Genomic DNA, 22,044 nt, shown 5'->3' with positions numbered 1-22,044 from the left:
TCCCGGGTCTGCCGCGACCCGTCATCCTTCGGCGTCCGGTCGGACCGGCGCCAGCGTCCGTCGGATCGTAGACAGTCGCGAGGTGCCCTCGGATCCCCCGGACGCACCCGGTGCCCCGCCCGGCCGCCCGCATGTTGAACTTCGCGTGTATGGCGGTCGGACCCGCCGGGCCAGGCCCTAGGCTCTGCGCATGACCGCCGAGCAGCTGATCTCGTTCGCCCGTGGCGCGCCTTCGCTGGACATCGTCGATGTCGAAGGGCTCAAGGCCGCCGCTGTCCGCGCCTTCGACGCCGACCCCGCCGGGGTCACCGCGTACGGCACCTCCGTCGGCTACCCGCCCCTGCGGAAGTGGATCGCCGAGAAGCACGGCGTCGAGGCCGATCAGGTGCTGATCACCAACGGCTCGCTGCAGGCCGACGCGTTCCTCTTCGACCACCTGGTCCGCCGGGGCGACGCGGTGGTGGTCGAGCGCCCGACGTACGACCGCACGCTGCTCAACCTCCAGCAGATGGGCGGCGAGGTGCACGGCGTGACGATCCAGCCGGACGGCCTGGACACCGCCGAGCTGCGCAAGCTGCTGGAGTCCGGGGTACGGCCGCGACTGGCGCACGTGATCCCCAACTACCAGAACCCGGCCGGCGTGACCCTCTCCCTGGAGAAGCGCCGTGAGCTGCTCGACCTCGCCGCCGAGTACGGGTTCACGATCTTCGAGGACGACCCGTACGCGGACATCCGGTTCCGGGGCGAGCCGCTGCCGTCGATGCTGTCGATGGACACCCGTGGCGTGGTGGTGCACGCGTCCAGCTTCACCAAGACGGTCTGCCCGGGGGTGCGGGTCGGCTACCTGGTCGGCCCGGCCGAGCTGATCGCGACGATCGCGAAGCGCGCCACCAACCTCTACATCTCGCCGGGCATGGTGGCCCAGGCGATCGTGCACCAGTTCTGCGTCTCCGGCGCGATCGAGGAGTCGATCCGGACGGTCCGTACGGCGCTCGGCGAGCGGTCGGCGGTACTGGCCGAGTCGCTGCGCCGGCACGTCCCGGAGGCCCGGTTCGTGGAGCCGGACGGCGGCTACTTCCTCTGGGTCGAGTTGCCGGAGGACGTCGAGGTCGACCGGCTCGCGCCGGCCGCCGCCGAGCGTGGCGTGGCGGTGGTGAAGGGCAGCGACTTCATGGTCGACGGCGGCCGGCACGCGCTGCGGCTGGCGTACTCGGCGGTGACCGCGGACCAGATCGACGAGGGCGTCCGGCGTCTCGCGGAGGCGATGGCCGCCGTACGCGGCTGATTTTCTGTCGGGTTTCTGACAAAAAGGCCCCGCTGGCCGGTTCGGCACTCCCGCTGGACCGGCCAGCAGCCCACAATGCTGCGAGTGCCGTTCACCTTTCCGGTGGCCGGGCCGCTCCGGCCAGGGCCGACGGCACGCCCAGCATCACTCCCCGCCCCCAAGGGGTGCCGGGTGGGCCGTGTCGCCCCTCACCCCCCTGACGCGGCCCGGCCCGCCCGGCGCCGGGGCGTGACGCCCGTCGCACCGCCCGTCCCGCTCCCGCGCTGCGCCTGCCGCCGGTCGGCGTAACCTGCAAGCCGCAGCTCTAGGGAGAGGGGGCGAGAGATGACGGACCGGGTGGCACGCGACCGAACCGCCGGCGCCGACGGCGGCAGCCGGGCACTGCGCCCCCGCGCCTGGGCGGCCCCGGTACGCGCGATGTCCCGCATCCTCAACGCCGACGGCTCCCCCCGTGCCGCCCAGCCGGCCGGCCCGGAGCGCAGCGGCATCGTCGACTGCGGGCTGTACGTCGACGGCGAGCGCCGCCCCGGCCGTCCCCAGTACGCCGAGGCCCTGGCCGCCGCCCGGCAGGAGCGGGACGGCTTCGTCTGGCTCGGCCTGCACGAGCCCGACCTGGCCGAGATGACCGAGATCGCCGCCACCTTCGGCCTGCACGAGCTGGCTGTGGAGGACGCAGTGAAGGCCCAGCAGCGCCCGAAGCTGGAGCACTTCGGCGAGATCGTCTTCCTGGTGCTGCGGACCGCCCGCTACTGCGAGCACGCGGAGCTGACCGAGAACTCCGAGGTGGTGGAGACCGGCCAGGTGATGCTCTTCATCGGGCCGCACTTCGTGATCAGCGTGCGTCACGGCGACGCCTGCCGGCTGGCGCCGGTCCGCGCCGACCTGGAGGCGAAGCGGGACCTGCTGCGGCACGGCCCGTGGGCGGTCGCGTACGCGATCACCGACCGCGTGGTCGACCTCTACCTGGAGGTGGCCGACCGGCTGGAGGACGACCTCGACGTGCTGGAGGCGGACGTCTTCGACCGGCAGAGCAGCGGCCGGATCCAGCGGATCTACCAGATGAAGCGGGAGCTGGTCGAGTTCAAGCGGGCGGTGGCGCCGCTGCAGCGCCCGCTGATGACGCTCACCTCGCAGGTCAACCGCGCGGTGCCGCAGGAGGTCCGGCGCTACTTCCGGGACGTGCAGGACCACCTCAGCCGCACGGTCGAGCAGGTGAACTCCTACGACGACCTGCTGAACTCGATCCTCCAGGCCCGGCTGGCCCAGGTCACCGTCGACCAGAACAACGACATGCGCAAGATCGCCGCCTGGGCCGCGATCGGTGCGGTGTGGACGGCGATCGCCGGCATCTACGGCATGAACTTCGACAACATGCCCGAGCTGAAATGGACGTACGGCTATCCGGGCGTGTGGGCGCTGATGCTCGCGGCGTCCTTCACGCTCTACCGCCTGTTCCGCCGTAACGGCTGGCTGTAGCCGCCCCGTACACGCGGAAGCGCCGGCCACGCGGGTCGCCCCGCGTGCCGGCGCTGATCCGACGGTACGAGGTCAGCGGCGACCGCCGGCCTTCGCGGCGTTCTTACCGGCCTGCACGGCCTTGGTGATGTCGTCGGCCGGACGGCCGGAGACGTCCCGGGCGCCCTCGGCGACGGCGGGGACCTGGTCGTTCGGGTGGATCACCGGCTGGCTGCCGGAGGTGGCGGTCGACGCGCTGCTGCCCTTGGCCACGGCCGAGGAGCCGGCGCCGGTCGGGCCGGCCTGCGTCACCTTCGCGCTCGCGTCCGGGGTCTCCACCACGATCGTGTCCACGTCCTCCCGCATCGGCTCCAGCTTGTCCCGGCCGGTCGCGCCGAGCGTGCCCGTCGTGCCGAGCGTGCCGGTCGGGTCGTACTCGGCCCACTCCTGCTGCTCGCGGCGGCGCCGCATGGCCATCGCCCCGGCCAGGCCGGCGACGGTGCCGGCCACCAGCAGGCCCGCGGTCATGCCCCGCGACCTGCGCTGCTTCTTCTTTCCGGCCTTCATGTTCTTCGCCTTCTTCGTCATCGCGGACTGCTTCGCGGCCATCGCCTTGCGGCCACCCGACGCCTTGCCGGCGGCCTCGACCCGGGCGTTGCGCACGGCCAGCAGCACCGGCGCGAGCGCCGCGGCGGTCGACGCGAACCCGCTGGACGCCCGGTCCCGGACCATGACCGCGGTCGGCGCGACGGCGCCCCGGGCTGCCTGGACCCGCGGGCCGACAGTGGCGCCGGCACCCTTCGCCGCGTGCGTGGCGGCTTGCCTCAGGTGACCGATGCCCTGGTTCAGCTCCACCTTGGCGAGCTGGCCCTGGGTCTTTCGCCGCCCGATTCCAAACACGGTCCCACCTCCTGGGAGTTGTTCCTTCGTCATCCTCCACCTTCGGATGCCTCCGCATGGCCAGATCGGGCACATGGGAGGATCCGCAAGGAACTGACCAACGAGTGAGGAGTACCCGTGGCCGAGGCTGTCTACGCCACCTTGCACACCAACGCCGGCCCGATCCGGCTGGAGCTCTTCCCGAACCACGCGCCGAAGACCGTCCGCAACTTCGTGGAGCTGGCCGAGGGCACCCGGGAGTACATCGACCCGCGTACCGGCCAGCCGGGCAGCGGGCCGTACTACGACGGCACCGTCTCGCACCGCGTGATCAGCGGTTTCATGATTCAGATGGGCGACCCGACCGGCACCGGACGCGGTGGCCCGGGCTACAAGTTCGGCGACGAGTTCCACCCCGAGCTGCGCTTCGACCGGCCGTACCTGCTGGCCATGGCGAACGCCGGGCCGGGCACCAACGGCTCGCAGTTCTTCATCACGGTGTCGCCCACGCCACACCTGAACAACCGGCACACCATCTTCGGCCAGGTCGCCGACGAGCAGTCCGCCAAGGTCGTCGACTCGATCGCCAACACCCCGACCGGCCCGAGCGACCGGCCGCTGCAGGACGTGGTGATCGAGCGGGTCGAGATCGAGCACAAGCAGGCCTGAGCGACACGCGGGTACCTTTGCTCGCATGACTGAGCGCTCCGGCCAGCCCGGCGACACCACCGGGGACCCGGTGCCGACCACTCCGGTCTGCTACCGGCACCCCGGCCGGGAGACGTACATCCGCTGCTCTCGATGCGACCGGCCGATCTGCACCGAGTGCATGCGGGACGCCTCCGTCGGCCACCAGTGCCCGGAGTGTGTCGCCGAGGGACGCCGCAGCGTGCGGCCGGCGCGTACCGCCTTCGGTGGCGGTGCCGCCGGCCGCCAGGGCAACGTCACGAAGGCGCTGATCGCGCTGAACGTGCTGATGATGCTGCTCTCCATCGCCTCGGCCCGCAGCGGCAACGCGGTGGCCGGCGGTGGCCTCGGCGGCCTGATGGGCAGCGGGACCCCGCTCACCGAATGGGGTTCGGTGCTCGGCCTGGCGCGCTTCCCCGACGGGCACATCGGCGGGGTGGCCGACGGCGAGTGGTACCGGCTGGTCACCGCCATGTTCCTGCACTACGGCGTGCTGCACCTGCTGCTGAACATGTGGGCGCTCTGGGTGCTCGGCCGGACGCTGGAGGCGGTGCTCGGGCCGCTGCGCTTCCTGGCGCTCTACCTGCTCGCCGGGCTCGGCGGCAACGTCGCGGCGTACGTCTTCACCGAGCCGAACCGCTTCACGGCCGGTGCCTCGACCGCCGTCTTCGGCCTCTTCGCCGCCATCTTCGTGATCATGCGGCGGCTGGGCCGGGACACCTCGGCGATCGTCCCGATCCTGGTGATCAACCTGATCTTCACGTTCACCGTGCCGAGCATCTCGGTGGCCGGGCACCTCGGCGGTCTGGCGGCCGGCGCGGTGGTGTCGCTGATCCTGGCGTACGCCCCCCGGTCACGCCGGACCGCGTTCCAGGTGGCGGGCTGCGCGATCGTGCTGGTCGCGATGATCGGCCTGACCCTGGTCCGTACCGCCGCCCTGCTCGGCTGAGCCTCAGCCCGCGGCGGGGCGGGCCTCGTCCAGCGCCGCCGCCACCTCGTCCAGCGGCGCGTCCAGGTCGCGGCGGCCGAACAGGTGCAGCGACTCCCCGGCGTCGATCTCCAGCGTCTCGGCGGTGATTCCGCGCCGGGCGCGCCGCTCCAGGCGGATCGCCTCGACCGAGTCCCACGGCAGCCGGCGTCGCCCGGCGAACCCCCGCAGCACCGTCAGCCCGTCCCTGTCGACGGCGAGGCGGACCGGCGCGACCACGTCGCGCAGCGCCCAGACGAGCAGGCCGGCCGCGGCCAGCCCGGCCAGCCCCGGGCGGACCGGGTCACCGCCGGCGAAGAGCAGCCCCAGGGCCAGCAGCGCGAGCGCGCCGAGCGCCTTGAGCACCGGCGCCTCCCGGGGCACCCGCCACTGCCGGACCGGTGGCGACTGTGGATCCATCCGACCAGCATGCCAGCCGTGCCGTCCGCACGCCGGGGGAGGACGGCCGGTCCGGTCAGCACGTACTATCGGGGCAAGCGAGGTTACCCGGGAGTAGACATGAGTGACGCGGTCATCGTCGGCGCGGTACGAACCCCGGTCGGGCGGCGCAAGGGCAGCCTCGCCGGAGTGCACCCGGTCGACCTCTCGGCGCACGTGCTGCGTGCGCTCGCCGAGCGCACCGGCATCGACCCCGGTCTGGTCGACGACGTGATCTGGGGCTGTGTGTCGCAGGTCGGCGAGCAGTCCTGGAACGTGGCCCGCAACGCGGTGCTGGCCGCCGGCTGGCCGGAGTCGGTCCCGGGCACCACGCTCGACCGCCAGTGCGGGTCGAGCCAGCAGGCGCTGCACTTCGCCGCCGCGACTGTTCTCTCCGGCCAGGCCGACCTGGTGGTGGCCGGTGGCGTCGAGTCGATGACCCGGGTGCCGATGGGGTCCAGCGTTGCCGGCGGGATGCCGTTCAGCGCGGCGATCCTGGAGCGCTACCGGGGTGTCGAGGGCGTCGCGGCGGATTCTCCGCTGCCGTTCAACCAGGGCGTCGGGGCCGAGCTGATCGCCCAGCGGTGGCGCTTCTCGCGTACCCAGCTGGACGAGTTCGCGCTGGCCAGCCACGAGAAGGCGGCAGCCGCGCAGGACGCGGGCGCGTTCGAGGCCGAGCTGGCGCCGGTGGCGCTCGCCGACGGCGGCAAGTTCTCCGCCGACGAGGGCATCCGCCGTGACACCTCGCTGGCCAAGCTGGGCGAGCTGGCCACCCCGTTCCGCGCCGACGGCGTGGTCACCGCCGGTTCCGCGTCGCAGATCTCCGACGGCGCCGCCGCGCTCGCGGTCACCACCGCCGAGTGGGCCAGCCGGCACGGCCTGCGCCCGCTGGCCCGGGTGCACACCGCAGTGGTCGCCGCCGACGACCCGGTCACCATGCTCACCGCGCCCATCCCGGCCACCGCGAAGGCGCTGCGCCGCGCGGGGCTGGGCATCGAGGAGATCGGCGTGTACGAGGTGAACGAGGCGTTCGCCCCGGTGCCGCTGGCCTGGCTGGCCGAGACGGAGGCGGACCCGGAGCGGCTCAACCCCCGGGGCGGGGCGATCGCGCTCGGTCACCCGCTCGGCGGGTCCGGCGCGCGGATCATGACCACGATGCTCCAGCACATGCGGGACAACGGCATCCGCTACGGCCTGCAGACCATGTGCGAGGGCGGCGGGATGGCCAACGCCACCATCGTCGAGCTGCTCTGAGCCGACCGGCCGCCGGTGTCGCACCTCAGGTGCGACTTGCACGTGTGGAAGTTCCAGAAATCGGGCGTGACCCATATCACCCCTGGTCATCGCGTCGTTGGACCGGGCATGGACGTGTTCTCGCGAACGTTCCTTCCGGCCGCCGCCGAGACCGGCCTGGCGACCCAGACCGTCACCCGGCACATGCCGGTGTTCCGCCGGTGCGTCGGCTCCGGCGACGCCACCATCCTGGTCACCCGGTGCAGCCGCCCGGACGACCCGGTCGGCGGCGACTACCTGATGCTGCTCACCCACCGCCGCCTGGTGGTCACCCGGCAGACCCGCGTGCTGCACCGGCTGCGCCTGCACCTCAACACGGAGCTGCGCGAGCTGAGCAACGTGACGTGGAGCCCCGACCCCCGCGCGCACAGCGTGGAGCTGGCAGCGACCGCCATCGACGGGGCGCGGGAGCGTTTCGTCATCCGTACCCACCACCCGAAGCAGGTGTGGCAGCTCGACACGCTGCTCAACCACGCCTTCCGTACCCGGCTGCGGGCTCCGGCCGAGCGGGTCGTCGCCACGATCGGCGAGCCGCCGGCGAGCGCCCGGCCCACAGTGCTCCGGCCGGCGCCGGCCCGCTGACACTCTCCTTACCGGATCCGAACATTTCCTGACCGGCCGGGCGGTCGACCGTCGGTCATCATGGGCCGGTGACCACCGCCGCCCCGCCCGGGCTCGTCCTCGTGGTGGAGGACGAGCCCGCCATCGCCGACCTGGTCCGGCTCTACCTGACCCGGGACGGGTTCGGCGTACACCTGGAACGTGACGGCGAGGCCGGGCTGGCCGCCGCACGGCGGCTGCGCCCGGTGGCCTGCGTGCTCGACATCGCGCTGCCCGGCCTGGCCGGCACCGAGATCTGCCGCCGGCTGCGCGCGGCCGGCGACTGGACGCCGGTCATCTTCCTCACCGCCCGGGACGACGAGGTGGACCGCGTCGTCGGGCTGGAACTGGGCGCCGACGACTACGTCACCAAGCCGTTCAGCCCGCGCGAGCTGCTCGCCCGGCTGCGGGCGGTGCTGCGCCGCACGTCCGGCGTGCCCGCCGAGCAGCCCCGCACGCTCGGCGCCGTCACGCTCGACCCGGCCCGCCGCACGGTGACCGCCGCCGGTACGCCGGTGCAGCTCACCTCCACCGAGTTCGACCTGCTCGCGCACCTGATGGCCCGTCCGGGCCGGGTGTTCACCAGGGAGGAACTGCTGGCCGGCGTGTGGGGGTACGCGGCGCACGCCGGCACCCGGACCGTCGACGTGCACGTGGCGCAGGTCCGGGCCAAACTCGGCCCGGACAGCGTGATCCGCACCCACCGGGGCGTCGGGTACGCCGCCGATGCCTGAGCAGCCGGCCGGACCGATGCCGCGCCGCCCCGGGCGGACGCTCACCGCCCGCGCGGTAGTGGCCACCTGCGCGGTGGCGCTCGTGTCGGTGCTCGTCACCGCGCTGGTGGCGGTGCCCCTGGCGGTACGCGGCGCGGAGCGCCGGGACCAGGAGGCGCTGGCCGCCCAGGCCCGGCTCGCCGCCGACGTGCTCCGGGTGCGGGCGGTACGCCAGCGCGACGGCGCCGGGGACCGGCTCATCCGCCAACTGGGTCAGCAGCAGATTGAGGTGTACCTGATCCGGGACGGGCAGGCCGACCGGCCGGGCCTGCCCCGACCGCTCGTGACACGGGTGGCCGGCGGCGACAACGTCTCCGGCCGGCGGCTGGTCGACGGGGAACGCCGGCTGGTCGAGGCGCGGGCGCTGCCCGGCGGGGACGGGGTGGTGCTGACCCGCGCCCGGAGCGCAGCGCCGTGGCGGCAGGTGCTGCGCGGACTCTGGTTGCCGCTGCTCGCCGGACTCGCCGCCGGGGCGGCCGCCGGACTGCTGCTCGCCCGCCGGCTGGCCCGGCCGATCCGTACCGCCGCCACCGCCGCCGCGCGGCTCCGGGCCGGGGACCGGACGGTCCGGGTGCCGGTCGAGCCACCCGACGAGGTGGCCGACCTGGCGTACGCGCTCAACGGCCTCGCCGCCGCGCTGGCCACGAGCGAGGGTCGGCAGCGCGAGTTCCTGCTCTCCGTCTCGCACGAGTTGCGGACCCCGCTGACCGCGATCCGTGGCTACGCCGAGGCGCTGGCCGACGGGGTGATCGAGGCCGACGCGGTTCCGGCGACCGGCCGGACCGTGCTCGCCGAGGCCGAACACCTGGACCGGCTGGTCCGCGACCTGCTGGCGCTGGCCCGGTTGGAGGCGGTCGACTTCCCGCTGGAACCGGTGCCGGTCGACCTGACCCGGCTCGCCGCCGACGCGGAGCGCGCCTGGTCCGGCCGGTGTGCGGCGCTCGGGGTGCCGTTCCGGCTGGAGACGCCGGACGCGCCGGTGCCGGCGTACACCGATCCGGGCCGGATCCGGCAGGTGGTGGACGGGCTGCTGGAGAACGCGCTGCGGGTCGTACCGCCGGGGGCGCCGGTGGTGCTCGCGGTCCGGGCCGCCGGTCCGGCGGGCGGTGGGACGCTGGAGGTCCGGGACGGCGGACCCGGCCTCACCGACGACGACCTGGACGTGGCGTTCGAGCGGGGCGCGCTGCACCAGCGGTACCGGGGGGTGCGCAAGGTGGGCAGCGGTCTGGGCCTGGCGCTGGCCGCCGGGCTGGTCCGCCGGCTCGGCGGCGACATCACCGCCGGGCACGCCAAGGAGGGCGGGGCCGCCTTCACCGTCGTGGTGCCCCCGGATCCTTACCGGGCTCGAACATCGGCTTGACCGTTCCCTCGTGTCGGTGCGGAACGCTCGGGGTCGTCACCGCGAGGAAAGGACCACAGATGGCACGTCAGCGAATCGTCACCGGCGCCACCGCGCTGCTCGCCGCCGCCGCGCTCGGACTCGCCGGGTGCGGCGCGAGCCGGCCCGGCGCGGAACCCGACCGGGCGGTCGAGGTGAGCGCCGCCATGGGCGCGGAGGGCCAGGCGCTCGCCGCGCTCGGCCTCGACGCCGGTGACCTGGACGTGGAACCGGTAGCCGCGCCGGCGTCCACCGGTACGCCGCAGGCCGGGCCGGACGGCAAGGGCGAGCGGGCGGAGGGGAACAAGCGCCACCGGGCCCGGGTGCTGCTGCGGCGCAACACGCTGCACGGCGAGGCGGTGGTGCGGACCAGGGACGGCGGCACCAGGACGGTGGCGGTCCAGCGCGGCGAGGTGACCGCGATCGACGAACGGTCGATGACCGTGAAATCCACCGACGGTTTCACAGCGACCTGGACGTTCGGCGACAAACTGCGGGTGGTCGAGCGCCGGACCGCGATCCGATCGAACGACATCAAGATCGGCACGACTGTCGCGGTGGCCGGAGCGAAGGACGACGGCGGGAACGTGGCCCGGCTCGTGGTGGTGCCGATTCGCCAGGAATAGGTGCCTGGGCTGTCGTGACGGAAGCAATGTGCCAGGCTACGCTATGCCCCGACCCGACATCGCCTCCGTGGAGAATCCGTGAAGCTCTCGATCCTCATGCCGGTCTACAACGAGGAAGAACGTATCGCGGATGCCCTCAAGCAGGCATTGGCGGTCGACTACCCGTGCGAGATCGAGCTTGTCGTCGTGGACGACGGCAGCCGGGACGGCACCGGCGAGATTCTGGGCCGGGTCGACGACGCGCGCCTCCGGGTGATCACCCACCAGCGCAACGCCGGCAAGGGCGCGGCCATCAAGACCGCCGTCGACAGCGCCGAGGGCGAGTACATGGTCATCCTCGACGCAGACCTCGAGTACGACCCGCAGGACATCCCGCGTCTGCTGGAGCCGGTGCTCGACGGTCGGGCGACAGTCGTCTACGGCAATCGGACCTTCGGCAGCCACAGCTCGTACAGCTTCTGGTACGTGATGGGCAACAAGGGCGTCACGCTCGCCGCGAACGTGCTCTACAACTCCTACATCGGCGACCTGGAGACCTGCTTCAAGCTGATGCCGCTGGAGCTGTACCGCTCGCTGCAGGTCCGCTCCCGGGGCTTCGGCATGGAGGCGGAGGTCACCGGCAAGCTGCTCCGCCAGCGCATTCGCCCCTACGAGGTGCCGATCAGCTACCGCGCGCGGGGCCGCGAGGAGGGCAAGAAGATCACCTGGAAGGACGGCGTCGAGGCGATCTGGATCCTGGCCCGCGAGCGCGCCCGCCGCCGCCCGGCCACTCCCGCCGCCGCGCACTGAGCCAGCACCGCCGCAACCCCGCGATCCCGGCCCGAGCCGAGGCCGCGGGGTTGCGTCGTGTCCGGGGCGCTCAGCCGAGGAACGTGTCCACCGAGCGGCGCAGCCCGGCGGCGTCCAGGCCGTGCCAGCGTTCGTGGTCCTCGGCGCTGCCGTAGCGGCGCAGGTCCTCGCGACCCACCCCCAGCGACAGCAGCCGGTGCGGCCGGTCGGCCAGCGCCTCCGACACCACCCGCGCCGAGGTGCCCGCCAGGTACGGCTCGACCACCATCACCTCGGTTCCGGCCAGCGCCCGCAGCCCGGCCGTGTCGAACGGGCGCGGCCGGTGGGTGTAGGCCACGGTCACCGACCGGTCGGCGGTCGCGGCCAGCGCCGCGTCCAGCACCGGCCCGACCGCCACCAGCAGCGCCGCGCCCGGCCCGGCGTCGCGCACCACCCGCAGGTCACCCGCCTCCGGGTACGCCCGCGCGTTGGCCCGGATCGACAACCGCAGGTACGCCGAGTCCTGCCCGCACACGACGTCGCGCAGCAGCGGCCGGACCTCGTCCGGGTGCCCCGGCACGTGCACGGTCCAGCCGTGGAGCGTGTCGATCAGCGCCACGTCGGCCGGACCGAGGTGGGTGCGTCCCGCCTCCGCCCGGTCGTACGAGCCGCCGATGCCGACGAGCACCGCGCCGACGCCCTGGTGGTCGAGGTCCAGCTTGATCTGCTCGTACGCCCGCTCGACCAGGAACGGGGCGTAGCTGTGCACGATCGGCCGCTGCCCGGTCAGCGCCAGCCCACCGGCGACCCCGACCATCAACTGCTCCCGGATTCCGACGTTGATCACCCGGTCCGGGTACCGGGCGGCGGCCGGCTCGAACGCGGCGGCGGAGATGTCGGCGAGCACGACTGTCGTACGCGGATCGGCGAGCACCTCCTCGGTGCTGGTGACGAACGCGTCCCGCATGGTGCTGCTCATGCTCACTCTCCGTCCGTGACGACCGCGACGACGACGTGCGGCCGGTGATCGTCGTGCCCGGTGAGGGCGGCGTGCAGGGCGTCGTGGTCGCGCCCGTCGACGGTGGCGGCGCTCCACCCGTTAACCGTGAACCGGCTCGCCGCACCACCCGGCCAGCCGTACGTGGCCGAGCGGTTGTCCAGCACGATCGCGGTCAGGTTGCCCAGCCCGGTCGCGCCCGCGTACGCGATCGCCTCGTGGTTGGAGCCCTCGTCCAGTTCGGCGTCGCCGAGCAGCACGTACACCCGGGGTTCGGTGCGGCCCTGGGCCCGCAGCCCGAGCGCGGTGCCCACGCCCAGCCCGAGGCCGTGGCCGAGCGAACCGGAACCGATCTCGACGCCCGGCACGAGCGTGCGGTCCGGGTGGTCGCCGAGGCGGCTCGCCGGGCCGCCCTGGTCGTCCAGCCACTCGGGCGGTACGAAGCCGCGGGCGGCGAGCAGCGCGTAGTAGCCGGCGACCGCGTGCCCCTTGGAGAGCAGGAAGCGGTCCCGGTCCGGGTCGTCCACGGTGGCCGGGGTGATCCGGAGCACCCGGTCGTAGAGCACCTGGAGCACGTCCAGCGTCGAGTACACGTTGGCGCCGAACTCGCGGCCGGCGCGCACCCGGTCCAGCAGCGCGCCCAGCTCGGTGGCGGTGGTCGTCGTCATACCGATAGCCTCGGACTTGAAGCGAACTTCAACTCAAGGCCGTGTGATGCACGAAGCAACACTGACCATCGGGCAGCTCGCCGACCGCAGTGGCGTCGCCCCCTCGGCGCTGCGCTACTACGAGCGGCTCGGCCTGATCCACGCCGCCCGCACCGGCGGGAACCAGCGCCGCTATGCCCGCACCGAGCTGCGCCGGGTCGCGTTCATCCGGATCTCCCAGCAGGTAGGTGTCTCGCTGGAGGAGATCCGCGCGGCGCTCGACTCGCTGCCGTCGGGGCGTACCCCCACGCCCGACGACTGGGCCGCGCTGTCCCGCGCCTGGCGGGACCGGCTGGACGAGCGGATCCGGCTGCTCGGCAAGCTCCGCGACGACCTGGACGGGTGCATCGGCTGCGGCTGCCTGTCGTTGCAGCGCTGCACGCTCTACAACCCCGGCGACTCGCTCGCCGACGAGGGCCCCGGCCCGCGTCTCATGCTCCCGCGCCCCGGCCAGGGCTGACCGTCACCGGACCAGCAGCACCTTGCCCAGGTGGTCGTTGGTCTCGACCAGGCGGTGCGCGGCGTCGGCGTCGGCCATGTCCACCCGGGCGTGCACCACCGGCCGGACCCGGCCCGCCTCCACCAGCGGCCACACCTGATCGCGTACGCCCCGGACGATCGCCGCCTTCTGCTCGTCCGGACGGGACCGCAGCGCTGTCGCGTGCACCGCCGCCCGCTTCGCCAGCAGCATCCCCAGGTCGAGTTCGCCCTTGCGGCCGCCCTGCATGCCGATCACCACGAGCCGCCCGCCGGTCGCCAGCGCCGCCACGTTCCGGGGCAGGTAGGACGCGCCCATGATGTCCAGGATCACGTCCGCGCCCCGGCCGTCGGTGACCCGGCGTACCTCGTCCACGAAGTCCTGCTCGCGGTAGTCGATCGTGTGCGCGGCGCCCAGCTCCCGCAGCCGGTCGTGCTTCGCCGAGCGGGCGGTCACCACCACTGTCGCGCCGAGCGCCACGCCGAGCTGGATCGCGAACGTGCCGATCCCGCTGCCGCCGCCGTGCACCAGCAGCGTGTCACCCTCGGCCAGCCGGGCCAGGTCCACCACGTTCGACCAGACCGTGCAGGCCACCTCCGGCAGCGCCGCCGCGTCGACCAGCTCCACCCCGGCCGGCACCGGCAGCAACTGCCCGGCCGGCACCGCGACCTGCTCGGCGTAGCCGCCGCCGGCGAGCAGCGCGCAGACCTCCTGACCCACCGACCAGCCGGTCACGCCGGGACCGAGCGCCCGCACCGTCCCCGAACATTCCAGACCGGGGTACGCGGACGCGCCCGGCGGCGGCGGGTAGTGCCCCTGCCGCTGCAACAGGTCGGCCCGGTTCACCGCGCTGGCCCGCACCTCCACGACCACCTCGCCGGGGCCGGGCTCCGGGTCCGGCACGTGGGTCCAGACGAGCGCCTCGGGTCCGCCGGGTTCCGTGATCGTGATCGCGCGCATGACTCAGTCTTACCCGATCTGCCCGTCGGTCCACGCGCGGGCGAGGATCTCGGCCACCGTCTCGTCCGGCGTCTGGTCGGACGTGTCCAGCCAGAGCCCGATCCGGGGCGTGTCGGCCCGGAACCCGGCGTCCAGGTCCGCCACCGGCCAGTCCCCGTACCCGGTCTTGGGCCGGTCCCGCTCGCGGGCCGCGACCACCTCGGCGCGGGGCGCGAGCACCACCACGGCGAGCGGCCGGTGCCGGATCCGGCCGACCATGGCCGGCAGGTCCGCGCCGAGGACCACATCCTGGAGTACGACGGTGAAGCCCGCCGCTGCGTACCGGTCGGCGGTCGAGGCGGCCAGGTCGTAGCGCAGCCGGAGCTGCCGCAGCGCCTCGTCGCTCGGCTCGGCGGTCATGTCGGCCCGCCCGTTGACGATCACGCGGCGGAACACGTCGCCGCGCAGGTGCACCGAGCGGGGCAGCCGCCGGGCCAGCCCTTCGGCCACTGTGGACTTGCCTGCGGCCATGATTCCGCTGATCAGCACCACTGCCGGACTCTCCCACACGCACACATTCTCGCAACGGAGGTGGGACGGCGGCTTGCCCGGTACGGGGTTCGTGGCAGACTGGTCCCCGTCGCGCACCCCTCGGGGGCGTGCCGGGAGGGTTCGCCTAGTGGCCGATGGCGCTGGTCTTGAAAACCGGTAAGGCAGCGATGTCTTCGTGGGTTCGAATCCCACACCCTCCGCCCACTCCCGCCTCGCCTCGCCTCGGCCGCGTGCGGACATATCGGCGTGTCGCCCCGGAAGTAACCACCGCCTCTGCGGCTTATGACTCTCGGTCACAAATATGACTGAGAGTCATAAGCGTCTTGAGTGCTCTCTTCTTCGGCGACCCCCACGGCGAGTCTCGGCCGCACCGGATGTGCCTGATACCGCGCGAGTTGCCGGAATCGGGGGAACGCGATGAGACGGGACGACGCTGACCGGCGGGGCGGCGGAACAGCGGGAGCGCCGGGCGCGGCCGTAGGCTGCGGGACACGGATACGGCGGGAGGGCCTGGTGGCGGAGACGACGACGGTGGCCGAGGTGACGGCCGAGCTGGCCGCGCTCGACGATCCGAAGATCCGCGCGGTCAACGAGCGGCACGGCGACGACCACGGGGTCAACCTGGGCAAGCTGCGGGCGGTCGCGAAGCGGCTGAAGACGCAGCAGGACCTCGCGCGGGAGCTGTGGGCGACCGGCGACAGCGCGGCGCGGCTGTTGGCGCTGCTGATCTGCCGGCCGAAGGCGTACGGGCGGGACGAGCTGGACGCGATGCTGCGCGAGGCGCGTACGCCGAAGGTGCACGACTGGCTCGTCAACTACGTGGTGAAGAAGAGCCCGCACGCGGAGCCGCTGCGCCTGGCCTGGTCGGCCGATCCCGATCCGGTGGTGGCGAGCGCCGGCTGGGCGCTGACCACCGAGCGGGTGGCGCGCAATCCGGACGGGCTGGACCTGGCCGGTCTGCTCGACGAGATCGAGGCGCAGATGGCCGGCGCGCCGGAGCGCCTCCAGTGGGCGATGAACCACTGCCTCGCGCAGATCGGGATCGAACATCCGGTGTACCGGGAACGCGCGATCGGCATCGGCGAGCGGCTCGGGGTGCTCAAGGACTACCCCACGCCGCCGGGCTGCACGTCGCCGTACGCGCCGGTCTGGATCAACGAGATGGTGCGCCGACAGCACGGCGGCCCGGACAACGGGGTATGAAGGGGCGCAGGACATTCGCGTACCCGGAAGGACCGTTTCGATGACCCTGGAACGACCGATCGCCCCGGACCCGTACGAGCTGTTGCCGACGGTGCCGTCGTTCGACCTGACGAGCGAGGACGTGCACAACGGCGAGCCGATGGACGCGCGGTACGCGCACGGCAGCACCGGCGGCGAGAACGTCTCCCCGCAGCTGTCCTGGTCGGGCTTCCCGGCCGAGACCAAGAGCTTCGTGGTCACGTGCTTCGACCCGGACGCCCCGACCGGCAGCGGCTTCTGGCACTGGGTGCTGGTGAACGTGCCCGCGTCCGTCACCGAGCTGCCCAGCGGCGTTGACGAGGGCGACCTGGGCGGCGCGTTCAGCGTCCGCAACGACTACGGCGAGACCGGCTACGGCGGCGCCGCGCCGCCCGCCGGGGACCGCCCGCACCGGTACGTGTTCGCGGTGCACGCCGTGGACGTGGACCGCCTCGACATTCCCGCCGGGGCGAGCCCGGCCTTCGTCGGCTTCAACCTGGCGTTCCACACCCTGGCCCGGGCGGTCATCCGCCCGACGTACCAGATCAAGGAGTGAGGTGTAAGGAAGGGCCCCTTGTTAACAGACGTCTGTTAACAAGGGGCCCTTCCTTACACGCGGGCGACAGCGAAGACGGACTGGCCGAACGGCGGGCGGACGCGCTGCTCGGCGGCCTTGGTGACGGGGAGCACGAGCGTGTCGTACACCTTCACCATCGGGCCCTCCTTCGGCATCAGCCGGAAGACCTTGGTGGCCATGAAGTAGCCGATCAGGCCGAGCGCGTTGGCGTAGTGGATCCGCTCCACGGTGAGGCCGGCCTCGGTCATGGCCGCGGCGAGCGTCTTCTTGGTGTAGCGGCGGACGTGGCCGGTGGCGATGTCGGCGGGGCTCATGGCGAACTGGAACGCCGGCACGATGATGACCACCGCGCCGCCGGGGCGGACCAGGTCGCGCATGCTGCGCAGCGCGCCCACGTGGTCGTCGATGTGCTCCAGCACGTTGTACGAGACGGCCGCGCTGTAGTCGCCACGCTCGTGGTGCGGGAGCAGCATCTGCCGGACCTCGACGCCCGGGTGGTCGGCCAGCCGCTCCTTGAGCTGGACCAGCCGCGTCGGGTCCGCCTCGGTGGCGGTGATCCGGGGCACCTGCTCGGCCCACGCGGAGGCGTAGTCGCCCAGGCCGCTGCCGATTTCGATCGGGTTGTCACCGAGGTAGGGCACCGCCAGCTCGACGAACCACTGCCGGTGGTTGACAGCGGTCGCGAGGCCTTCGAGCACCTCGGACTGGACGCGCTGGTCCCCAGTGATTTCTGCCATGCGTCGATTCCTCACGATATGACTGACCCGCGCCTGGACCGTCAGAGTCAACCATCTGGATGGCTGAGGGGGAAATCGGGGGACGGAGGGGGGCCGAATTGTGATGCGGAGGGGTGCCTGATCGGCGGTCGGCGAACTCGGCACATAGTACGTGAGTCTGCGGAACATTGCACCTGCCGGTCATACCCTGACTACGCTCTGAAATGTCATGACTACTCCGGAATCAGCGGCGGACCCGGCGAAAACGGGGCACGGCAGGCGGATCGATGTGCTCGCCGTGCTCAGCTTCGTGCTGCTCGCGCTCTGGGTCACCGCCCGGTTGTGGGTCGACCCCCGCAACGGGATCCGGGACAATCGGACAGATCAGGCGCAATTCGAATGGATGATGGCGCATGGTGCGCGCGTCGTCACTGATTTTGCCTATCCGTTCACCTCGGACCGGATGAATGTGCCGGATGTCGTCAATCTCATGGCTAATACGTCCGTATTATCCGTTTCATTGCCACTGACCCCGATCACGCTCTGGGCCGGTCCGCGCTGGTCATTCCTGATTTTCCTCACTCTCGGGCTCGCCGCCACCGGCGTGTCCTGGTATTTCCTTCTCTCCCGAGTTGTCGTGCGGTCTCGCGGTCCGGCCTGGCTGGGCGCCGCCTTCTGCGCGTTCGCGCCGGCGATGATCTCGCACGCCAACTCGCACCCCAACATCGTCAGCCAGTTCGTGGTGCCGCTGATCATCTGGCGCACGCTGCGCCTGGCCGAACCCGGCCGGTGGCTGCGCAACGGCGTACTGCTCGCCCTGGTGATCGTCTGGCAGGCGTTCCTCAACCTGGAGATCCTGCTGATGACCGCCATCGGCCTCGGCGTGGTGGTGCTGGCGCTCGTACTCGGCCGTCCCCCGCTGCGCTCGGCGGCCCGCCCGTTCGCCGCCGGAGTCGCCGTGGCCGCGGTGGTCGCCGGGGCGCTGCTCGCGTACCCGCTCTGGGTCCAGTTCTTCGGTCCCGGCGCGTACAGCGGGCTCTCCACGCTGATCCGGGGCTACTCCACCGACCTCGCCGCGTACGTCGCCTGGTCCCGGGAGTCGGTGGCCGGTGACGCCCGGGGCAGTGAACCGCTGGTCAAGAACGCCACCGAGGAGAACGCGTTCTTCGGCTGGCCGCTGGTGATCCTGGTGGCCGCGCTGGTCTGGTGGATGCGCCGCAACGCGGTGGTGCTCGGCCTGGCCGCGGTCGGCCTCGTGTTCGCGCTCTTCTCGCTCGGCCGGGAGATCCGCTACGACGGACGCGACACCGGCATCCCCGGCCCGTGGGCCGCGCTGGAGAACCTGCCGGTCCTGCACTCGGTGGTGCCCACCCGCTGGTCGCTCGCGCTCACTCCGATCATCGGCGTGCTGCTCGCGCTCGGCGCCGAGCGGGTCCGCCGGCTGGCCGCCCGGCATCCGGACGCACGCGGGCAGATCCGGTTCGCCACCGTCACCGTGCTCGCGATGGCGCTGCTGCCGCTCCTGCCCACCCCGCTGCCGGCCAAGCGCCTCGAACCGACCCCGGCGTTCGTCACCTCCGGCGCCTGGCGCCCCTACGTCGCCGACGGACGCAGCATCGTCACGCTGCCGCTGCCCGACACCACGTACGCGGTTCCGCTGCGCTGGTCCGCCGAGACCCGGCTGGACATGCCGCTGGCCCGCGGCTACTTCCTCTATCCGGACACCCGCCCCGGCGGGGACCGGATCGCGCTGTTCACCGCGCCGCCGCGTCCCACCAGCACGTTCTTCGAGACGGTACGGCGCACCGACGCGGTTCCGCCGATCACGCCGCAGGATCGGGTGGCCGCCGTCGACGACCTGCGCTACTGGCGGGCCGGCGCGGTGATCCTCGACCCCCGGCTGCCGCAGGCCGACGCGCTGCGCCGGGCGATGACGGAGCTGAGCGGGATCACGCCCACCCGTACCGGCGGGGTGTGGTTGTGGGACGTCCGGCCGCTGGCCGACTGAGCGGTCAGCCCTGGCGGACGCAGCAGCCCTGGCACACCTTGGGCCGGGGCAGCGTGAACGCCAGGCAGCAGGTGCGCCGCTGCACTGTCGGCTCGCCGGCCGGGCCCGGCACCAGTTCGACCAGGTCGTTCAGGTCGAGCGCGCCGAGCAGCGTGCCGACGGTCGCCACGGACGAGCCGGGCAGCGCGTCCGCCGCGCGCAGGATGCCGTGCGCGATGCCGGAGGCCACCGAGCCGAGCAGCGTACGGGTGCCGATCCGCACCTCGCCCTGGATGGCGGCGATCAGCGGGGCGAAGTGCGCGTCGAGCAGGGACGCGCGCAGCGCGCCGAGCAGCGCGGCCTCGTCCGGCACCACGACCACACCCGGCGCGCCGGCCAGCGCCAGCGGGTCACCGGGCAGCACCGCCACCGGGGTGGACGCGCGCAGCCCCAGCGTGAGCAGCTGGTGGTGGTCCTCGAAGTGCACGAGGGCGTCGGCCGGGTCGAGCAGCGGCACCCGCCGGGCCGACGCCCAGCCGAGCACCGCTGGGAGCGCCGTCCAGTAGCTGTAGGACTTCCACGCGAGCGCGGCACAGGCGTGCGGGGTGCCGCCCCAGCGGCGGCCGGCGCGGGTCAGGAACTCGGGAAGCAGCGTGCCGTCGATCAGCCGGGCGGCCGGGGACCAGCGGTCCAGCTCGTCGCGGACCAGCAGGCCGGGCGCGAGCCCGGGCAGGTCGTCGGTGCCGAACATGGCGCGCAGGGTCGCGGTCACCGGGGCGAACGGGGTGGCGGCGTCGCGCCCCGGCATCACCGCAGTCACCTGGCCGTCCCCTGTCTGGTCGCCCTGTCGGCCGGCGCGTGCCGTCGACCGAAGCTAAGGCTAGCCTAACCACTCCCTCGGCGGGAGGGGAAGTGACGTCGCGGTGTCGCGGGGAGGTCCCGGTCACTCCGGCGCCGGTCGCGTACTACCCGGCCCGGAAGACGAAAAACGCCGCCGGAAACGGCGACGCACGGTGTAAGGATCGATGCGCTCCGTTCAGATGTCAAGGTGTATGTCGAATACGAGGCAGTTTCCGTACACGTTCGGCCACCCAACGTGAAAATGGGCTTCCCGCCACGAGGAAGCTGATGACGACCTCACCGATCGAGCGTGCCGCGGACTCGTTCGCGGCGGAACTTGCCCGGCACCGGACCGGCCGAGGGCTGTCCAAGAAGCAGTTGGCGACGCTGATGGGCTTCGACCCGTCCTACGTCAGCCACGTCGAAGGGCGCCGGCACCGGCCCACCGAGGACTTCGCCCGCCGCGCCGAGGCCGTCCTGGAGGCCAGCGGCGCGATCTGGCAGCGCTTCCGGGAGTACGACGAGCTGCGGCACGGCCGCGCCGGCGGAGCGCACCGCGACCCGCCGGTCCCCGGGCAGTGGCTGCCGCCCGGCACCGGCCTCGTGGTCGAGCGCGAGGTGGCCACGCTCACCCACATCGGCGACGGCTACCACTGCGCGATCCGGCGGGAGCTGTACAACGCGGGCACCGAACCGGTCACCCGCTACCTGGTCCGGGTCGCCGTCGACCGCTACCCGAACGACCCGGGCCGCTCCAACCGGCACCACCGGGAACACCCGCTCACCTTCGCCGAGCTGCAACTGACCGCGTACCGGGACGACGGCAACGGACGCGAGCCGATGCACTGGCGGGCCAAGCACGACCGGGACGCGTTCAAGGAGATCTGGCTGCTCTTCGAGAACGACGAGGGACGCTTCCCGCTCTACCCGGGCGACCGGGTCACCATCGAGTACGCGTACCGCGTCGGCCAGGACAAGTGGGGCCCCTGGTTCCAGCGGGCCGTACGCCTGCCCACCCGGCACCTGGCGGTGCGGCTCGACCTGCCCGCGGACCTCGACCCCAAGGTGTGGGGCGCGGAGACCTCGCTGTCGGCCGAGGAAGGACCGCTGCGTACGCCGATCCAGCGTGCCTCCGACGGCGACCGGGTGATCTTCGACTGGGGGACCGACGACCCGCCGCTCAACGCCCGCTACCGGATGCAGTGGCGGTTCCGCAGCCCGCAGGCGGACGCCGAGCCGGACAGCGCGCCCACCGGCGGCGCCCGGGTTCGGGCCAGCGACCGGATGCGTGCCGTGGGCATCGTGCAGCGCGGCGACGACCTGCTGCGGCAGCCGGCCCGCCAGTTCGACCTGCCGGCCGAGGAACGGCACGCCCGGCAGGTCATCGACCGGCTCGCCGCGATGCTGGCCCGGCTGGACGAGCTGCACCCGTTCAGCAAGGGCGTCGGCCTCGCCGCGCCCCAGCTCGGCATCGGCTGGTCCGCCGCGCTGGTCCGGCCCGCCGCCCGCGCGGCCGAACCGGTGGTGCTGCTCAACCCGCGCGTCGTGGACACCGCCGCCGAGACCGACGAGCAGTACGAGGGGTGCCTCTCCTTCTTCGACCACCGCGGCCTGGTGCCCCGGCCGCTGCGGATCGACGTGGAACACGCGCTCTGGGACGGCAGCCGGGTGATCACCTCGTTCGAGTACGCGATGGCGCGGCTGGTCGCGCACGAGATCGACCACCTGGACGGGCGGCTCTACGTCGACCGGATGGCGCCCGGCGTGCCGCTCGTGCCGGTGGAGGAGTACCGCGAGACCGGCACCCCCTGGCGCTACTGAAACGGGGGGGCCGGGTCGCGTGCCCCAGGGGGCGGGGGCACGCGACCCGGCTCGGGGGGA

At 72.8% G+C, this 22,044-nt stretch carries 23 protein-coding genes and 1 tRNA gene; 16 read left to right on the top strand and 8 right to left on the bottom strand.

The window, feature by feature from the left end; translation table 11 throughout:
• The first annotated feature begins 190 nt into the window (after positions 1–190).
• Both BAW75_RS28865 and corA read left to right on the top strand, forming a co-directional pair.
• The gene (locus tag BAW75_RS28865) at positions 191–1,285 is read left to right on the top strand and encodes an aminotransferase-like domain-containing protein (protein ID WP_104115623.1); all 1,095 of its coding nucleotides are present in this window, start codon (positions 191–193) and stop codon (positions 1,283–1,285) included.
• Between the two features lie 324 nt (positions 1,286–1,609).
• Positions 1,610–2,761: a magnesium/cobalt transporter CorA gene (corA, locus tag BAW75_RS28860; RefSeq protein ID WP_104115622.1), complete on the top strand. Its 1,152-nt coding sequence runs from the start codon at positions 1,610–1,612 to the stop codon at positions 2,759–2,761.
• A 72-nt stretch (positions 2,762–2,833) separates the two neighbouring features.
• Here the strand turns inward: corA and BAW75_RS28855 are convergent, their stop codons facing one another.
• Positions 2,834–3,673: a hypothetical protein gene (locus tag BAW75_RS28855; protein WP_104115621.1), complete on the bottom strand. Its 840-nt coding sequence runs from the start codon at positions 3,671–3,673 to the stop codon at positions 2,834–2,836.
• 84 nt (positions 3,674–3,757) lie between these two features.
• Here BAW75_RS28855 and BAW75_RS28850 point away from each other — a divergent pair, with 84 nt between their 5' ends.
• The gene (locus tag BAW75_RS28850) at positions 3,758–4,288 is read left to right on the top strand and encodes a peptidylprolyl isomerase (protein WP_030499381.1); all 531 of its coding nucleotides are present in this window, start codon (positions 3,758–3,760) and stop codon (positions 4,286–4,288) included.
• A gap of 25 nt (positions 4,289–4,313) precedes the next feature.
• Positions 4,314–5,255 (top strand): rhomboid family intramembrane serine protease, encoded by a 942-nt coding sequence (locus tag BAW75_RS28845; RefSeq protein WP_167435630.1) that lies wholly within the window; start codon positions 4,314–4,316, stop codon positions 5,253–5,255.
• A gap of 3 nt (positions 5,256–5,258) precedes the next feature.
• Here BAW75_RS28845 and BAW75_RS28840 read toward each other — a convergent pair whose 3' ends face one another.
• Complete coding sequence (locus tag BAW75_RS28840) at positions 5,259–5,693, bottom strand: PH domain-containing protein (protein ID WP_208635336.1); 435 nt, start codon at positions 5,691–5,693, stop codon at positions 5,259–5,261.
• Positions 5,694–5,792: 99 nt separating this feature from the next.
• On the opposite strand from BAW75_RS28840, the gene BAW75_RS28835 reads away from it, so the two are divergent.
• The 6 genes from BAW75_RS28835 to BAW75_RS28810 all read left to right on the top strand — a co-directional run bounded on the left by BAW75_RS28835 (position 5,793) and on the right by BAW75_RS28810 (position 11,170).
• Positions 5,793–6,965 carry a thiolase family protein gene (locus tag BAW75_RS28835; protein WP_043327774.1) on the top strand — a complete coding sequence of 391 codons (1,173 nt, stop codon included), beginning with the start codon at positions 5,793–5,795 and terminating at the stop codon, positions 6,963–6,965.
• Between the two features lie 108 nt (positions 6,966–7,073).
• Complete coding sequence (locus BAW75_RS28830) at positions 7,074–7,586, top strand: hypothetical protein (RefSeq protein ID WP_064448114.1); 513 nt, start codon at positions 7,074–7,076, stop codon at positions 7,584–7,586.
• 68 nt (positions 7,587–7,654) lie between these two features.
• A complete protein-coding gene (locus BAW75_RS28825) occupies positions 7,655–8,338 on the top strand; it encodes a response regulator transcription factor (protein WP_104115619.1) in 684 nt (227 codons plus the stop codon).
• A complete protein-coding gene (locus BAW75_RS28820) occupies positions 8,331–9,737 on the top strand; it encodes a sensor histidine kinase (RefSeq protein ID WP_104115618.1) in 1,407 nt (468 codons plus the stop codon). Before BAW75_RS28825 ends, BAW75_RS28820 begins: the two co-directional genes overlap by 8 nt.
• A gap of 59 nt (positions 9,738–9,796) precedes the next feature.
• Positions 9,797–10,381, top strand: coding sequence for a hypothetical protein (locus BAW75_RS28815; RefSeq protein ID WP_104115617.1), 585 nt, complete (start codon positions 9,797–9,799; stop codon positions 10,379–10,381).
• A gap of 78 nt (positions 10,382–10,459) precedes the next feature.
• On the top strand, positions 10,460–11,170 hold the full coding sequence (locus BAW75_RS28810) for a glycosyltransferase family 2 protein (protein WP_043327778.1): 711 nt from the start codon (positions 10,460–10,462) through the stop codon (positions 11,168–11,170).
• 70 nt (positions 11,171–11,240) lie between these two features.
• Here BAW75_RS28810 and BAW75_RS28805 read toward each other — a convergent pair whose 3' ends face one another.
• Both BAW75_RS28805 and BAW75_RS28800 read right to left on the bottom strand, forming a co-directional pair.
• A complete protein-coding gene (locus BAW75_RS28805) occupies positions 11,241–12,116 on the bottom strand; it encodes a transketolase family protein (RefSeq protein ID WP_167435632.1) in 876 nt (291 codons plus the stop codon).
• Between the two features lie 14 nt (positions 12,117–12,130).
• Positions 12,131–12,814, bottom strand: a complete 684-nt coding sequence (locus BAW75_RS28800) for a transketolase (RefSeq protein ID WP_104115615.1) — start codon at positions 12,812–12,814, stop codon at positions 12,131–12,133.
• Positions 12,815–12,860: 46 nt separating this feature from the next.
• On the opposite strand from BAW75_RS28800, the gene soxR reads away from it, so the two are divergent.
• The gene (gene soxR, locus BAW75_RS28795; RefSeq protein WP_030499370.1) at positions 12,861–13,313 is read left to right on the top strand and encodes a redox-sensitive transcriptional activator SoxR; all 453 of its coding nucleotides are present in this window, start codon (positions 12,861–12,863) and stop codon (positions 13,311–13,313) included.
• A 3-nt stretch (positions 13,314–13,316) separates the two neighbouring features.
• Here soxR and BAW75_RS28790 read toward each other — a convergent pair whose 3' ends face one another.
• Together BAW75_RS28790 and BAW75_RS28785 are read right to left on the bottom strand one after the other, a co-directional pair.
• Positions 13,317–14,291, bottom strand: a complete 975-nt coding sequence (locus BAW75_RS28790; protein ID WP_104115614.1) for an NAD(P)H-quinone oxidoreductase — start codon at positions 14,289–14,291, stop codon at positions 13,317–13,319.
• Between the two features lie 9 nt (positions 14,292–14,300).
• A complete protein-coding gene (locus tag BAW75_RS28785; protein ID WP_043327781.1) occupies positions 14,301–14,840 on the bottom strand; it encodes an AAA family ATPase in 540 nt (179 codons plus the stop codon).
• 95 nt (positions 14,841–14,935) lie between these two features.
• Here BAW75_RS28785 and BAW75_RS28780 point away from each other — a divergent pair.
• The 3 genes from BAW75_RS28780 to BAW75_RS28770 all read left to right on the top strand — a co-directional run bounded on the left by BAW75_RS28780 (position 14,936) and on the right by BAW75_RS28770 (position 16,599).
• Positions 14,936–15,022, top strand: a tRNA-Ser gene (locus BAW75_RS28780).
• A 313-nt stretch (positions 15,023–15,335) separates the two neighbouring features.
• On the top strand, positions 15,336–16,025 hold the full coding sequence (locus BAW75_RS28775; protein WP_104115613.1) for a DNA alkylation repair protein: 690 nt from the start codon (positions 15,336–15,338) through the stop codon (positions 16,023–16,025).
• Positions 16,026–16,065: 40 nt separating this feature from the next.
• Positions 16,066–16,599 carry a YbhB/YbcL family Raf kinase inhibitor-like protein gene (locus BAW75_RS28770; protein WP_043327783.1) on the top strand — a complete coding sequence of 178 codons (534 nt, stop codon included), beginning with the start codon at positions 16,066–16,068 and terminating at the stop codon, positions 16,597–16,599.
• A gap of 53 nt (positions 16,600–16,652) precedes the next feature.
• On the opposite strand, the gene BAW75_RS28765 is transcribed toward BAW75_RS28770, so the two are convergent.
• A complete protein-coding gene (locus tag BAW75_RS28765) occupies positions 16,653–17,357 on the bottom strand; it encodes a class I SAM-dependent methyltransferase (protein WP_104115612.1) in 705 nt (234 codons plus the stop codon).
• Positions 17,358–17,565: 208 nt separating this feature from the next.
• Between BAW75_RS28765 and BAW75_RS28760 the strand changes: the two genes are divergently transcribed.
• On the top strand, positions 17,566–19,344 hold the full coding sequence (locus BAW75_RS28760; protein WP_104115611.1) for a DUF6311 domain-containing protein: 1,779 nt from the start codon (positions 17,566–17,568) through the stop codon (positions 19,342–19,344).
• A 4-nt stretch (positions 19,345–19,348) separates the two neighbouring features.
• Here the strand turns inward: BAW75_RS28760 and BAW75_RS28755 are convergent, their stop codons facing one another.
• Positions 19,349–20,131, bottom strand: a complete 783-nt coding sequence (locus tag BAW75_RS28755; protein ID WP_104115610.1) for a hypothetical protein — start codon at positions 20,129–20,131, stop codon at positions 19,349–19,351.
• Positions 20,132–20,451: 320 nt separating this feature from the next.
• Between BAW75_RS28755 and BAW75_RS28750 the strand changes: the two genes are divergently transcribed.
• The gene (locus BAW75_RS28750; protein ID WP_104115609.1) at positions 20,452–21,984 is read left to right on the top strand and encodes a peptide deformylase; all 1,533 of its coding nucleotides are present in this window, start codon (positions 20,452–20,454) and stop codon (positions 21,982–21,984) included.
• Positions 21,985–22,044 lie beyond the last annotated feature (60 nt).

Source organism: Micromonospora chalcea, assembly GCF_002926165.1.
GTDB classification, from domain to species: Bacteria; Actinomycetota; Actinomycetes; order Mycobacteriales; family Micromonosporaceae; genus Micromonospora; species Micromonospora chalcea.
Note: the sequence above shows the minus strand (reverse complement) of the source record. Positions and strands in the feature narration are given on the sequence as shown.